This is a genomic window from Pseudomonas lalucatii (assembly GCF_018398425.1).
GTDB lineage: Bacteria > Pseudomonadota > Gammaproteobacteria > Pseudomonadales > Pseudomonadaceae > Aquipseudomonas > Aquipseudomonas lalucatii.
Window position 1 is genome coordinate 1,288,999 of record NZ_JADPMV010000001.1, and the last position, 13,076, is coordinate 1,302,074.

At 69.2% G+C, this 13,076-nt stretch carries 9 protein-coding genes; 6 read left to right on the forward strand and 3 right to left on the reverse strand.

What is annotated here, in order from left to right; translation table 11 throughout:
- Positions 1-30 precede the first annotated feature (30 nt).
- Both I0D00_RS05830 and speB read right to left on the reverse strand, forming a co-directional pair.
- Entirely contained in the window at positions 31-1,539 is a 1,509-nt protein-coding gene (locus I0D00_RS05830; RefSeq protein ID WP_213638798.1) for an aldehyde dehydrogenase family protein, read from the reverse strand.
- A gap of 2 nt (positions 1,540-1,541) precedes the next feature.
- Positions 1,542-2,528: an agmatinase gene (gene speB, locus I0D00_RS05835; RefSeq protein WP_213638799.1), complete on the reverse strand. Its 987-nt coding sequence runs from the start codon at positions 2,526-2,528 to the stop codon at positions 1,542-1,544.
- 153 nt (positions 2,529-2,681) lie between these two features.
- On the opposite strand from speB, the gene I0D00_RS05840 reads away from it, so the two are divergent.
- Positions 2,682-3,596 (forward strand): LysR family transcriptional regulator, encoded by a 915-nt coding sequence (locus tag I0D00_RS05840; RefSeq protein ID WP_213638800.1) that lies wholly within the window; start codon positions 2,682-2,684, stop codon positions 3,594-3,596.
- A 33-nt stretch (positions 3,597-3,629) separates the two neighbouring features.
- On the opposite strand, the gene metE is transcribed toward I0D00_RS05840, so the two are convergent.
- Positions 3,630-5,915, reverse strand: coding sequence for a 5-methyltetrahydropteroyltriglutamate--homocysteine S-methyltransferase (gene metE / locus I0D00_RS05845; RefSeq protein ID WP_213638801.1), 2,286 nt, complete (start codon positions 5,913-5,915; stop codon positions 3,630-3,632).
- Between the two features lie 188 nt (positions 5,916-6,103).
- Between metE and metR the strand changes: the two genes are divergently transcribed.
- The 5 genes from metR (at position 6,104) to I0D00_RS05870 (ending at position 13,057) form a co-directional block, all read left to right on the forward strand.
- Positions 6,104-7,021 (forward strand): LysR family transcriptional regulator, encoded by a 918-nt coding sequence (gene metR / locus I0D00_RS05850; protein WP_213638802.1) that lies wholly within the window; start codon positions 6,104-6,106, stop codon positions 7,019-7,021.
- 108 nt (positions 7,022-7,129) lie between these two features.
- Positions 7,130-7,786 carry a TetR/AcrR family transcriptional regulator gene (locus tag I0D00_RS05855; protein WP_213638803.1) on the forward strand — a complete coding sequence of 219 codons (657 nt, stop codon included), beginning with the start codon at positions 7,130-7,132 and terminating at the stop codon, positions 7,784-7,786.
- Positions 7,787-7,791: 5 nt separating this feature from the next.
- A complete protein-coding gene (locus I0D00_RS05860; protein WP_213638804.1) occupies positions 7,792-8,874 on the forward strand; it encodes an efflux RND transporter periplasmic adaptor subunit in 1,083 nt (360 codons plus the stop codon).
- A 1-nt stretch (position 8,875) separates the two neighbouring features.
- Positions 8,876-12,028: an efflux RND transporter permease subunit gene (locus I0D00_RS05865; RefSeq protein WP_213638805.1), complete on the forward strand. Its 3,153-nt coding sequence runs from the start codon at positions 8,876-8,878 to the stop codon at positions 12,026-12,028.
- Between the two features lie 144 nt (positions 12,029-12,172).
- Complete coding sequence (locus tag I0D00_RS05870; RefSeq protein ID WP_213638806.1) at positions 12,173-13,057, forward strand: GNAT family N-acetyltransferase; 885 nt, start codon at positions 12,173-12,175, stop codon at positions 13,055-13,057.
- The last annotated feature ends 19 nt before the right edge of the window (positions 13,058-13,076 follow it).

Here is a 13,076-nt window from a genome sequence, read left to right on the forward strand (position 1 = left end):
TTGTGCCGATGGTCTGTTTGCGTCCTTATCTCATGGCAGGGTGATCCACACCGCCTTGGTCTCCAGCAGGTGGTCGAGTTGCTCGGCGCCCAGGTCCTTGCCGAAGCCGGACTGCTTGTAGCCGCCGAACGGCATGGCCGGGTCGATGGTGCTGTGGGCGTTGACGTACACCGAGCCGGCGCGCAGCCGCGGAATCAGCCCGTGCACGCGGCCGAGGTCGTTGGAGTACAGCGCCGCGGCCAAGCCATACAGCGAGTCGTTGGCCAGGCGCAGGGCCTCTTCGTCGTCGTCGAAGGGTGCGGTGACCAGCACCGGGCCGAAGATCTCTTCCTGGACGATGCGCATGTCGTTGCGGCAGTGGGCGAAGATGGCCGGCTGCACGAAGTAGCCGGGACCTGCGACGGCTTCGCCGCCGTACCGCAGCTCGGCGCCCTCGCGTATGCCGGCCTCGATGTAGTTCAGCACCCGCTGTTGCTGTTGTTTAGACACCAGCGGGCCGATAAAACAGTCCGGGTCCAGGCCGGGAGCGAGCTTCAGGGTGCGGGTGTAGGCGATCAGCTCGGCGAGGAAGCGCTCGTAGATGCTGCGATGAATATAGGCGCGGGTGCCGGCATCGCAGACCTGCCCGGAGTTGAAGAACACCCCGTTGGCCACCGCCTGGGCGGCGGCCGGGATGTCGGCGTCGTCCAGCACGATGACCGCCGACTTGCCGCCCAGCTCCAGGGTCAGGCGCTTCATCTGCTCCATGGCCGACTTGCCGACCGTGCAACCGACCGGGGTCGAACCGGTGAAGCTGAGCTTGTCGATGCCCGGGTGGGTGGCCATCGCCGCGCCGACCAGACTGCCGCGCCCGGTGACTATGTTGACCACGCCGTCGGGAATCCCCGCCTCTTGCACCAGCTCGGCGAAACGCAGCGCCGACAGCGAGGTCAGCTCGGCCGGCTTGACCACCAGGGTGCAGCCGGTGGCCAGGGCGGCGCCGAGCTTCCAGGCCATGGTCTGCAGCGGGAAGTTCCACGGCACTATGGCGCCGACCACGCCCACCGCCTCCTTGCGCGTATAGGCCAGGTAGTTGCCCGGCAGCGACGGCTCGACGGTGCGCCCGTGCAGCTTGCTGGCCCAGCCGGCGAAATAACGGAAGCAGTCGACCGTGCCCTGGATATCCACGTCACGGGCCTGGGCGGCGGACTTGCCCATGTCGATCGACTCGATCTCCGCCAGTTCGACGGCGTTCTGCTCGATCAGGTCGGCCAGGCGCTGCAGCAGGCGCTCGCGCTCCAGCGGCTTGAGCAGGCGCCAGGGACCGCCGTCGAACTGCGCGCGGGCGGCCGCCACGGCGCGATCCAGGTCGTCCGTGGTGGCCATGGGAATGCGCGTCAGCAGGCCCTCGGTCGAGGGCTCGATGACCTCGGCGCTCTGGCCGTCGCTGGCCTCGACCCAGGCGCCGCCGATGAACATCTTCTGCGCCTTGGCCAGGAACTCTTGGGTGGCTTCGGATATGCCGAATTGCTGCAGGTACTGCTTAACGATGCTGTCCATGGTCATGCCTCCTGACCGGCGCGGGCCTCGGCGCGCGCGTGAAAGATGAAGCCGATGCTGTTGAGCAGCAGCTGCGCGGCGAGGATCGAGGTCATCCCGGTCGGGTCGTAGGCCGGGGCCACTTCCACCAGGTCCATGCCGACGATATTGCCGCGGCTGCGCTGGGCCAGCAGCTGGATGATCTCCAGCACCTCGTAGTAGAGGAAACCGCCGTGGCTCGGGGTGCCGGTACCCGGCGCGATGGAGGGGTCGAAGCCGTCGATGTCGATGGTGATGTAGTACGGCACGCCGCCGGGAATCAGATCGACTACGCCCTGGGCGCCGAGGCGCCGTACGTCGCGCACCGAGAGAATCTGCGAGCCGGCGCTACGCGCGGCGTCGTAGTCGTCGCGATTGGACGAGGACACGTTGCGGATGCCCAACTGGGTCATGCCGACTATGTGGTTCATCTCCGAGGCCCGGCGCAGCGGATTGCCGTGGCCGTAGCGCACGCCATGGCGCTCGTCGACGAAGTCCAGGTGCGCATCGAAGTGCAGGATGTGGATCGGCCCGCGTCCCTCGAACGCCTTGATCACCGGGGCATGCACCGAGTGGTCGCCGCCCAGCACCACCGGCATGGCGCCGGCCTCGAGGATCTTGCGTACGGCGTACTCGGTGTTGGCGTTGCTCTGCGCCATGTCGGTGTGCACGATGTCGGCATCGCCGACGTCGACCATGCGCACATCGGACGCGGTCAGGTACATCACGTCGTCTTCGTGGTCGTAGGCGCCGGCATGGCCGAAGGAGAACAGCGTGGAGGCCTCGCGGATGCCGCGCGGTCCGAAGCGGGCGCCGGAACGCCATTGGGTACCCATGTCGTTGGGCGCACCGAGAATCGCCACATCGGCGTCCAGTGCCGCCCAGTCGGTGCACACCGGGGACTTGGCAAAGGTGCAGTGCCCCACGAACGGCAGGTTGAGGCGACCGGATTCGTAACCGTGCTTAGCCATGTACAGCCATCTCCATTGTTGTTATCGAGGAGGGGCGGCCCTGCATTGCGACCGCCGATGGACCGACTATGGGCGCAGCTTTTCGTGGAAAAAATGCCCGGCATCAGATACTCATATCGGGTATTCCGATGCATCAACGGCTGGGAGGTGGGGATGATTCAGCTGCAGGACGTCGACCTGAAACTGCTCAGGGTGTTCATGACCATCGTCAAATGCGGGGGCTTTTCCGCCGCCCAGGCGGCGCTGAACGCCGGCCAGTCGACCATCAGCGAGCAGATGAACCACCTGGAGACCCGCCTCGGGGTCAAACTGTGCCAGCGCGGGCGCAGCGGCTTTCGCCTGACCGAGCAGGGGGTGGCGGTGCATGAGGCGAGCCAGCGCCTGTTCGCCGCGGTGGAGGACTTCCGCCTGGACACCGACGTGCTCAAGCAGCACATCAGCGGCATGCTCAACCTGGGGATCATCGACAGCACCATCACCGATCCGGCCTCGCCCCTGCCGAAAGCCACCCAGCGCTTCGTTTCCCGCGGCCACGACGTCCACCTCAACGTCTACGTCGGCAGCCCGGCGGAGCTGGAGGAGCGCGCCCTGGACGGCCGCCTGCACCTGGCCATCGGCCACTTCCCCAGCCATATCCCCGGCCTCGCCTACGCGCCGCTGTACCAGGAGGCGCTGGGCCTGTATTGCGGCCGCCGCCACCCGCTGTTCGGCTGCCAGGCGGAAGGCGCCGAGCTGCTCGCCGAGGTTGCCGACAGCCGCATCGTGGTGCGCGGCTTCATGCAGCAGCACGACCTGGAACAGCTGGGCATGAGCAAGGCCGCGGCCACGGTGGACAACATCGAGGCCCTGGCCATCCTGATCATCTCCGGCGCCTACCTGGGCTTCCTGCCGGTGCACTTCGCCAGCCAGTGGCTCAAGAACGGCGAGATGGCGCAACTGGGCTCAACCCACCTGCGCCTGATGTCGCCCTTCGACGTGATCACCCGCCGCGGCGCGGCGCCGCCGCCGATCCTCCAGGCCTTCCTCGAGGACCTGGCGGCCTGCGCCCGCCAGGGGGCGCCGGGCTGACGCCCCGGCCGCGCCGGACCAGGGCAGGCGACCTCAGGCCAGCTCGGCGCGCAGCTGGCGGGCCGCCGCCACCATATTCACCAGCGCCGCCTCGGTCTCGGGCCAGGCGCGGGTCTTCAGGCCGCAGTCGGGGTTGACCCACAGCCGCTCGGCCGGAATGCGCCGCGCCGCCTTGCGCAGCAGCGCGACCATCTGCGCCACCTCCGGTACCCGCGGCGAGTGGATGTCGTACACGCCAGGGCCGATCTCGTTGGGGTAGGCGAAGCTTTCGAAGGCCTCGAGCAGCTCCATGTCCGAGCGCGAGGTCTCGATGGTGATGACGTCGGCGTCCATGGCGGCGATGGCGCCGATCACGTCGTTGAACTCGCTGTAGCACATGTGGGTGTGGATCTGCGTCTCGTCGCGCACGCCCGAGGCGCACAGGCGGAAGGCCTCGGTGGCCCAGTTCAGGTAATGGTCCCAGTGCGCCCGGCGCAGCGGCAGGCCCTCGCGGAACGCCGCCTCGTCGATCTGCACTATCCTGATGCCGGCCGCTTCCAGGTCCAGCACCTCGTCGCGAATGGCCAGGGCCAGCTGGCGCGCCTGCTGCTCGCGGGAAATATCCTCGCGCGGGAAGGACCACATCAGCATGGTCACAGGGCCGGTGAGCATGCCCTTCATCACCTTGGCGGTGAGGCCCTGGGCGTAGCGGATCCACTCCAGCGTCATCGGCCGCGGCCGGCTCAGGTCGCCGACGATCAGCGCCGGCTTGACGCAGCGCGAGCCGTAGCTCTGCACCCAGCCGAAGCGGGTGAAGGCGTAGCCGTCGAGCTGTTCGGCGAAGTACTCGACCATGTCGTTGCGCTCGGCCTCGCCATGCACCAGCACGTCCAGGCCGAGCTGCTCCTGCGCCTCGACGGCGTGGCGGATCTCGCCGTGCATGGCCTCGGTGTACTCGGCGGCGGACAGCTTGCCCTGCCTGAAGGCCTGGCGTGCCAGGCGGATCGCCGCGGTCTGCGGGAAGGAGCCGATGCTGGTGGTCGGCAGCAGCGGCAGCTGCAGGCGCGCGCGCTGCCGCTCGATACGCTCGGCGAAGGGCGAGGCGCGCTGGCTGTCGGCCGGGGCGATGGCCTCCACCCGCGCCTGCACCGCCGGGTTGTGAATGCGCGATGAGGCCGCGCGACTGGCGTGCACGGCCCGGCTCACGGCCAGGGCGACCTGCACCCCGGCATCCTCCGGCTGGTTCAGGCCGCGGGCGAGCACCGCCACCTCCTCGCACTTCTGCACGGCGAAGGCCAGCCAGCTCTGCAACTCGGCGTCGAGGTGGGTCTCGCGATCCAGGTCGACCGGGCTGTGCAGCAGCGAGCAGGAGGGCGCCACCCAGAGGTTGTCGGCGAAACGCTCCTCGGCCTGGCGCAACTGGACCAGGGCGCGGTCCAGGTCGCAGCGCCAGACGTTGCGGCCGTTGACCACCCCCAGCGACAGCACCTTGTAGGCCGGCAGGCGGTCGACCAGCAACGGCAGCTGCTCCGGGGCGCGCACCAGGTCGACGTGCAGGCCGTCCACCGGCAGGCCCACGGCCAGGCCGAGGTTGTCCTCCAGGCCGCCGAAGTAGCAGGCCACCAGCTTCTTCAGCGGCGCGTGCTGGAGCAGGTGATAACCGCGCTCGAAGGCGTTCTTCCAGTCCTGGGGCAGGTCCAGGCCGAGGATCGGCTCGTCGATCTGCACCCACTCCACGCCCAGGGCCGCCAGGCGTCCGAGGATCTCGCCGTAGACCGGCAGCAGGCGCTCGAGCAGCTCGAGCTTGTCGAACGCCTGGCCCTTGGCCTTGCCCAGCCACAGGTAGGTCAGCGGCCCGAGCAGCACCGGCTTGACCCTGTGCCCCAGGGCATGGGCCTCCTCGACCTCCTCGAACAGTTGCTCCCAGCTCAGCTGGAAGCGCTGGTCGGCGCTGAACTCCGGGACCAGGTAGTGGTAGTTGCTGTCGAACCACTTGGTCAGCTCCTGGGCGTGGCCGCCACAACAGCCGTCGCCGGCGCCGCGGGCCATGGCGAACAGGGTGGCGAGGGTCGGCCGGCCGTCATGGGGGCGGAAGCGCTCGGGGATCACGCCGAGGGTCAGCGAATGACCGAGCACCTGGTCGTACCAGGCGAAGTCGCCGACCGGCAGCAGATCGAGGCCGGCGTCCTTCTGCAGTTGCCAGTGGGTGGCGCGCAACTCACGGCCGACGGCGCGCAGCCCGGCTTCGTCCAGTTCGCCCCGCCAGTGGGCCTCCAGGGCTTTTTTCAGTTCGCGGTCGCCACCGATGCGGGGAAACCCCAGGGAATGGGACAGGGCCATGTCGAAACGCTCCATAGATGCAAATGATGGCGCGCATTGTCGGCAGCCCAGTATCGTGAGACAAACTCAACCTATTCGCCTTGATCTATAGTTTTATTCATGTAGGGTGGCACCTTCTCAGCCACCGATCCGTAGCGCGCTGCCCGCCTGCTGGATGGGTCAAGCGCTCCCCCTACGCCGAGGCCGCCATGCTCGAACTGCGCCACCTGAAGACCCTGCACGCCCTGCGCGAGAGCGACAGCCTGGTGGACGCCGCCGAGCGCCTGCACCTGACCCAGTCGGCCCTGTCGCACCAGTTCAAGGAGCTGGAGGAACGCCTGGGCATGCAGCTGTTCGTGCGCAAGACCAAGCCGGTGCGCTTCACCAGCGCCGGCCTGCGCCTGCTGCAGTTGTGCGACGCGGTGCTGCCGCTGCTGCGCGGCGCCGAACGCGACCTGGCGCGCCTGGCCGGCGGCACCGCCGGCCGGCTGCACATGGCCATCGAGTGCCACAGCTGCTTCCAGTGGCTGATGCCGACCATCGACCAGTTCCGCGACGCCTGGCCGGAAGTGGAGCTGGACCTGGCCTCGGGCTTCTCCTTCGCCCCGCTGCCGGCCCTGGCGCGCGGCGACCTGGACCTGGTGGTGACCAGCGACCCGCTGGAACTGGCCGGCATCACCTACGTGCCGCTGTTCACCTACGAAGCCATGCTGGCGGTGGCCAACCAGCACCCGCTGGCCGCCAAGGCCTTCATCGTGCCCGAGGACCTGGCCGGCGAGACCCTGATCACCTACCCGGTGGAGCGCGACCGCCTGGACATCTTCACCCGCTTCCTCGAGCCGGCCGACATCGAGCCGGCGCAGGTGCGCACCTCGGAGCTGACGGTGATGATGATGCAGCTGGTGGCCAGCGGCCGCGGCGTCTGCGGCCTGCCCAACTGGGCCCTGCACGAGTACAGTTCGCGTGGCTACGTGACCGCCAAGCGCCTGGGCGCCAAGGGCCTGTTCGCCACCCTGTACGCCGGCATCCGCAGCGACATGCTCGACGCGCCCTTCATGCGCGACTTCCTGCTGACCGCCAAGGACACCTCCTTCGCCAACCTGGAGGGCGTCAGCGTGGCGCGCTGAGCCCGGCGCACGGCTGGCGCCGGCCAAGCGCCGTTACACCTTGCGACTTGCCCATCATGACCAACAGTCATAGCATGACCACTGGTCATACTCCGGTACTCGCCTGCCATGCGCTATCAGGATCGCCTGTTCCAGCAACGCCACGCCGCGATACTCGAGGCCGCCCGCCGGCTGTTCCGCGAGCAGCCATGGGACCGCGTGACCATCGCCGAGGTGGCGCTGGCCGCCGGCATCGGCAAGGGCACGGTGTACAAGCACTTTCCCAGCAAGGAGGCGCTGTACGCCCAGCTGGTGCTGGAGCTGTCGCGGAGCAACCTCGACGAGCTGCGTGCGCTGCATGCCGCCCAGCCGGGGCCGCAGGCCATGCGCCGGGTGATCCGCCAGGCCTTCGCGCAGATGCTCGCCGATCCGGTGCTGGTGCAGCTGTGCCTGCTGTGCGACCGCCCGGCCTTCCAGGAGCGCCTGGAGACGCCCTACCGCGAGCAGTTCCTCGCCCTGGAGCACGACTACCAGGAATTGTTCGGCCAGCTGCTGGCCGATTTCCTCGCCGACCACGACCTGTCCCATGACGACTGCCAGTACCTGCTGTGGGGCGTCGAGGCCTGTTTCAGCGGCGTGATGGCGCGCATCGCCTCCGGCGGCTTCAGCCACTGGGCCGAGCCCATCGGCCTGCCCGACTACTTCGAGCGCGTCACCGATTTCATCATCGCCGGGCTGCGCGGCCAGGCCGGCGGCCTGCGCGGCCAGCCCGCCGGCAGCGCGTGATCGGCATGTTCAGTCGACTCAGCAAAAGCCCCTGGCTGATCGCCATCGCCATCAGCCTGCTGTTGCTCCTGTGGCTGCTCAGCGGGGCGATCTTCCGTGCCCAGGACAACGTCGAACCCGACCGGCCCCAGGCCGGTGGCGGCCTGCCCAGGGTCGAAGTCCAGTGGCTGGCGGCCGAGCCGATGCAGCGTCGCCAGGTGGTGCAGGGGCAGATCGAGCCCTGGCGCCGGGTCGAGCTGCGCGCCCAGGTCAGCGCCAGCGTGCAGCGCCTGGAGCGCGACAAGGGCGACAGGGTCGAGCAGGGTCAATTGCTGCTCAGCCTGTCGCCGGACGACCGCCCGGCCCAGGTGGCCCGCGGCGAGGCCGAGGTGCGCCAGCGGCAGAGCGACGTCAAGGCCGCCACCCGCCTGCGCGAGCGCAACCTGATCTCGGCCAACGAACTGCTGCGCCTGCAGAGCGAGCTGGCCAAGGCCCGCGCCGAGCTGGACAGCGCCCGCCTGCAGCTGCGCCACACGCGCATCCTCGCCCCCTTCGCCGGGGTCTACGACCAGCGCCAGGTCGAACTGGGCGGCTTCGTCCAGCCCGGGCAGAGCCTCCTGACCCTGGTGGACATCGACCAGCTCAAGGTCAGCGCGCAGATCGCCCAGCAACAGGTGACCCAGCTGCGCCTGGGCCAGCCGGTGCGGGTCGAACTGCTCGACGGCCGCAGCCTGAGCGGCGAGCTGCACTTCATCGCCGCGGCCGCCGACCCCGGCTCGCGCAGCTTCCGCATCGAGGTACGGGTGGCCAACCCCGAGTCGCTGCGCCTGGCCGGCGCCAGCGCCACCCTGCACATCGACACCGGCGAGACCCTGGCCCATCGCCTGTCCCCGGCGCTGCTCAGCCTGGATCAGGCCGGCCGCCACGGGGTCAAGTGGGTCAACCAGCAGCAGCGGGTCGAGTTCACCCCGGTGCAGCTGCTCAGCGTCGACAACCAGGGCGCCTGGGTCAGCGGCCTGCCGTCGCGGGTCGCGCTGATCACCCTCGGCCAGGGCTTCGTCGAGCCGGGCCAGCAGGTGCTCACGCAGCTGGCCGCGGAGGGCCGCTGAGATGCACGGCCTGATCGCCGCCGCCCTGGACCGCAGCCGCACCAGCCTGCTGTTGCTGCTGTTCCTCCTGGGCGGCGGCCTGGCCGCCTACGTGGCGATCCCCAAGGAGGCCAACCCGGACGTCACCATTCCGATCATCTACGTCTCGGTGAGTCTCGAGGGCATCGCCCCGGAGGATGCCGAGCGCCTGCTGGCCCGCCCCCTGGAGCAGGAGCTGCGTAGCCTGGAAGGGATCAAGGAGATGCGCGCCATGGCCAGCGAGGGGCATGCCTCGGTGACCCTGGAGTTCGACGCCGGCTTCGATCCGCGGCGTGCCCTGGCCGACGTGCGCGAGAAGGTCGACAGCGCGCGCAGCAAGCTGCCGGACGAGGCCGAGGAGCCGACGGTCAACGAGGTCAACGTGGCGCTGTTCCCGGTGCTGTCGATCGGCCTGTCCGGGCCGCTCGCCGAGGCGGAGCTGGTGCAGGTGGCGCGGCGCCTGAAGGACGAAATCGAGGGCATCGCCGAGGTGCTCTCGGTGAGCATCGGCGGCGACCGCGAGGACCTGCTGGAAATCGTCGTCGACCCGCAGGTGCTCGACAGCTACGGCATCGACTACGGCGAGCTGTTCAACCTGGTCGCCCGCAACAACCGCCTGGTCGCCGCCGGCAGCCTGGACAGCGGCGCCGGGCGCATGAGCCTGAAGGTCCCGGGGGTGATCGAGAACCTCGAGGACGTGCTGTCCATGCCGGTCAAGGTGGCCGGCGCCAGCGTGGTGACCTTCGCCGACGTGGCGACCATCCGCCGCACCTTCAAGGACCCCACCGGCTACGCCCGGATCAACGGCCAGCCGGCCATCGTCCTGGAGGTGTCCAAGCGCGCCGGCGCCAACATCATCGAGACCATCGAGCAGGTCAAGGCGCTGCTGGCCCAGGCCCGCCCGCTGCTGCCCGAGGACCTTAAGGTCAGCTACATCATGGACCAGTCGCAGCAGGTCCGCAGCCTGCTCGACGACCTGCTCAACAACGTGCTGACCGCCGTGGTGCTGGTGCTGATCCTGGTGGTGGCGAGCATGGGCCCGCGCTCGGCGCTGCTGGTCGGGCTGACCATCCCCGGCGCCTTCCTCAGCGGCATCCTGCTGATCTGGATGCTCGGCTTCACCCTCAATATCGTGGTGCTGTTCAGCCTGATCCTGGTCGCCGGCATGTTGGTGGACGGCGCCATCGTCGTCTCCGAGCTGGCCGACCGCTACCTGCATCAGGGGCAGAATCCGCGCCAGGCCTGGGTCAACGCGGCGACGCGGATGGCCTGGCCGGTCATCGCCTCGACCGCCACCACCCTGGTGGTGTTCCTGCCGCTGCTGTTCTGGCCCGGGGTGGTCGGCCAGTTCATGAAGTACCTGCCGGCCACCGTGATCCTCTGCCTGCTGGCCTCCCTGGCCATGGCCCTGGTGTTCCTGCCGGTGCTCGGCGCGGTCACCGGCGGCCAGCCCCAGCCGCTGCCGCAGCAAGCCAGCCGCGGCGGCCGCGTCTATCGCCGCCTGCTGCAGCGCCTGCTGCGGCGCCCCGGCCTGACCCTGCTCGGCATGCTCACCCTGATCGCCCTGATCTACGCCGGCTACGGCCGCTTCAACCATGGCGTGGAATTCTTCCCGGAAGTGGAACCGGAGAGCGCACAGATCTGGCTGCGCGCCCGCGGCGACCTGTCCGTGCAGGAGAAGGACGCCCTGCTGCAACAGGTGGAGAAGCGCCTGCTCGGCATGGCCGAGGTCGAGGCGCTGTACGCCCGCTCCCTGGCCCAGCCCGACGGCCAGCTCGGCGCCGACGTGATCGGCACCCTGCAGTTCCAGTTCGTCGACTGGCATGCGCGGCGCCCGGCCAAGCGCATCCTCGCCGACATGGCGGCGCGCACCGCCGACATCCCCGGCATCGTCCTGGAGTTCCGCGAGCAGCAGGAGGGCCCGGGCGGCGGCAAGCCGGTCAAGCTGCAGCTCAGTGCCCTGGACCAGGCCCTGGCCGAGCGCTGGGTCGAGCGCCTGCGCGGCGAGATGCAGCGCCTCGGCGGCTTCAAGGACATCGAGGACGACCGTGCCCTGCCCGGCATCGAGTGGCGCCTGCAGGTCGACCGCGAGGCCGCGGCACGTTTCGGCGCCGACGTGCTGAGCGTCGGCAACGCCGTGCAGATGGTCAGCAACGGTCTCAAGCTGGCGACCTACCGGCCCGAGGACGCCAGCGACGAGGTGGACATCCGCGTGCGCCTGCCCGGCAGCTGGCGCTCCCTCGACCAGCTCGGCCGCCTGACCCTCAACACCCCCAGCGGCCAGGTGCCGCTGGGCAACTTCGTCAGCCTGCAGCCGGCGCCCAAGGTCGGCACCCTGCGGCGGGTCGACGGCGTGCGCACCATCACCCTGCAGGCCGAGCTGGCCGAGGGCGCGCGCCTGGACGAGCGCCTGCAGGCGCTGCGCCAGGCCATCGGCGAGCTGCCGACGGAGGTCAGGCTCGCGTTCGCCGGCGAGGATGCCGACCAGCGCGAGGCGGCCAACTTCCTCATGACCGCCTTCGTCGTCGCGGTGTTCCTCATGGCGATCATCCTGGTCACCCAGTTCAACAGCCTGTACCAGGCCAGCCTGGTCCTGTCCGCCATCGTGCTGTCCACCGCCGGGGTGCTGATCGGCCTGCTGGTCAACGGCCAGTCGTTCGGCATCGTCATGGTCGGCATGGGTCTGATCGCCCTGGCCGGCATCGTGGTGAACAACAACATCATCCTCATCGACACCTACAACCAGCTGCGCCGCCAGGGCCTGGCCCCGCGCGAGGCGGCCCTGGAGACCGGCAGCCTGCGCCTGCGCCCGGTGCTGCTCACCGCGGTGACCACCATTCTCGGCCTGCTGCCCATGGTGCTGGCCGTCAACGTCGACCTGCTGGCGCCGAGCCTGGGCTTCGGCGCGCCCTCGAGCCAGTGGTGGACCCAGCTGTCCAGCGCCATCGCCGGCGGCCTGGCCTTCGCCACCCTGCTGACCCTGCTGCTGACCCCCTGCCTGCTGGTGCTCGGCGCCCGCTTCGAGCGCCGCCCACCGCCGCTGGAGACTTTCGACGACGACCTCCTCGACCTGCCGGAACAGCTGCACACGCCGCTGCCGGGCAAGCGCGGGCTGAACAGCCCCGCCGACAAATAGCCCCCCGCCCGGTCCGCGCAGGGGCCGGGCGCAGCGCGCCCTTAGGGAAATTTTAGGAACTGCCTAGGGGTTATTTCGCAATTCACCCGATGGCCGCCGCCTAGCATGGACCTCCCCAGACCACCACCGAGGAGTCGATCGATCATGGCGGCCATTGCAGAGACCATCGATACCCGTTTCACCCTTCGCCCCGGCAGTGCAGACGATGCCACGGCGTGCGGACAGATCTGCTACGACGCCTTCGGCGCCATTTCCGCGCAGCACGGTTTCCCCTCCGACTTCCCCTCGGCGGAGGTGGCCACCCAGTTGCTGTCCGGGCTGCTGAGCCATCCCGGCTTCTATTCGGTTGTCGCGCAGTCCCAAGGGCGTATCGCCGGCAGCAACTTCCTCGATGAGCGCAACAGCATTGCCGGGATAGGGCCGATCACGGTCGCCCCCCGCATCCAGAACCAAGCCATCGGCCGGCGCCTGATGGAAGACGTGCTGCAGCGGGTGGCCGAGCGGCGCTTCCCCGGCGTGCGCCTGCTGCAGGCGGCCTATCACAATCGCTCGCTGTCGCTGTACAGCAAGCTCGGCTTCGTCGCGCGCGAACCGCTGTCGACGATGCAGGGCACGCCGCCCAGGGTCAGCCTGCCCGGCCATAGGGTCAGGCCGGCAACGCTCGACGACCTGCCGGGCTGCAACCGCCTCTGCCTCCAGGTGCATGGGCACGATCGCGGCGGCGAGCTGCGCGATGCCATCGCCCAGGGCACCGCCCGGGTCGTCGAGCACGAGGGGCGGATCGTCGGCTACACCAGCATCATCGCCTTCTTCGGCCACACGGTGGGCGAAAGCAATGACGCGGTGAAGGCCCTGATCGCCGCGGCGAGCGAGTATCCGGGGCCGGGCTTCCATGTGCCGACGCGCAACGCCGAGCTGTTTCGCTGGTGCCTGGAGCACGGCCTGCGGGTGGTCCAGCCGATGACGCTGATGACCATCGGCCTGTACAACGAACCGGCGGGGGCCTACCTGCCGTCGATTCTCTACTGACCGAGCCGTTGCTCAACCT

Coding starts and splice junctions, on each gene's coding strand:
- I0D00_RS05830 (WP_213638798.1), bottom strand. CDS start 1,539: ATGGACAGCATCGTTAAGCAGTACCTGCAGCAATTCGGCATATCCGAA.
- speB (WP_213638799.1), bottom strand. CDS start 2,528: ATGGCTAAGCACGGTTACGAATCCGGTCGCCTCAACCTGCCGTTCGTG.
- I0D00_RS05840 (WP_213638800.1), top strand. CDS start 2,682: ATGATTCAGCTGCAGGACGTCGACCTGAAACTGCTCAGGGTGTTCATG.
- metE (WP_213638801.1), bottom strand. CDS start 5,915: ATGGCCCTGTCCCATTCCCTGGGGTTTCCCCGCATCGGTGGCGACCGC.
- metR (WP_213638802.1), top strand. CDS start 6,104: ATGCTCGAACTGCGCCACCTGAAGACCCTGCACGCCCTGCGCGAGAGC.
- I0D00_RS05855 (WP_213638803.1), top strand. CDS start 7,130: ATGCGCTATCAGGATCGCCTGTTCCAGCAACGCCACGCCGCGATACTC.
- I0D00_RS05860 (WP_213638804.1), top strand. CDS start 7,792: ATGTTCAGTCGACTCAGCAAAAGCCCCTGGCTGATCGCCATCGCCATC.
- I0D00_RS05865 (WP_213638805.1), top strand. CDS start 8,876: ATGCACGGCCTGATCGCCGCCGCCCTGGACCGCAGCCGCACCAGCCTG.
- I0D00_RS05870 (WP_213638806.1), top strand. CDS start 12,173: ATGGCGGCCATTGCAGAGACCATCGATACCCGTTTCACCCTTCGCCCC.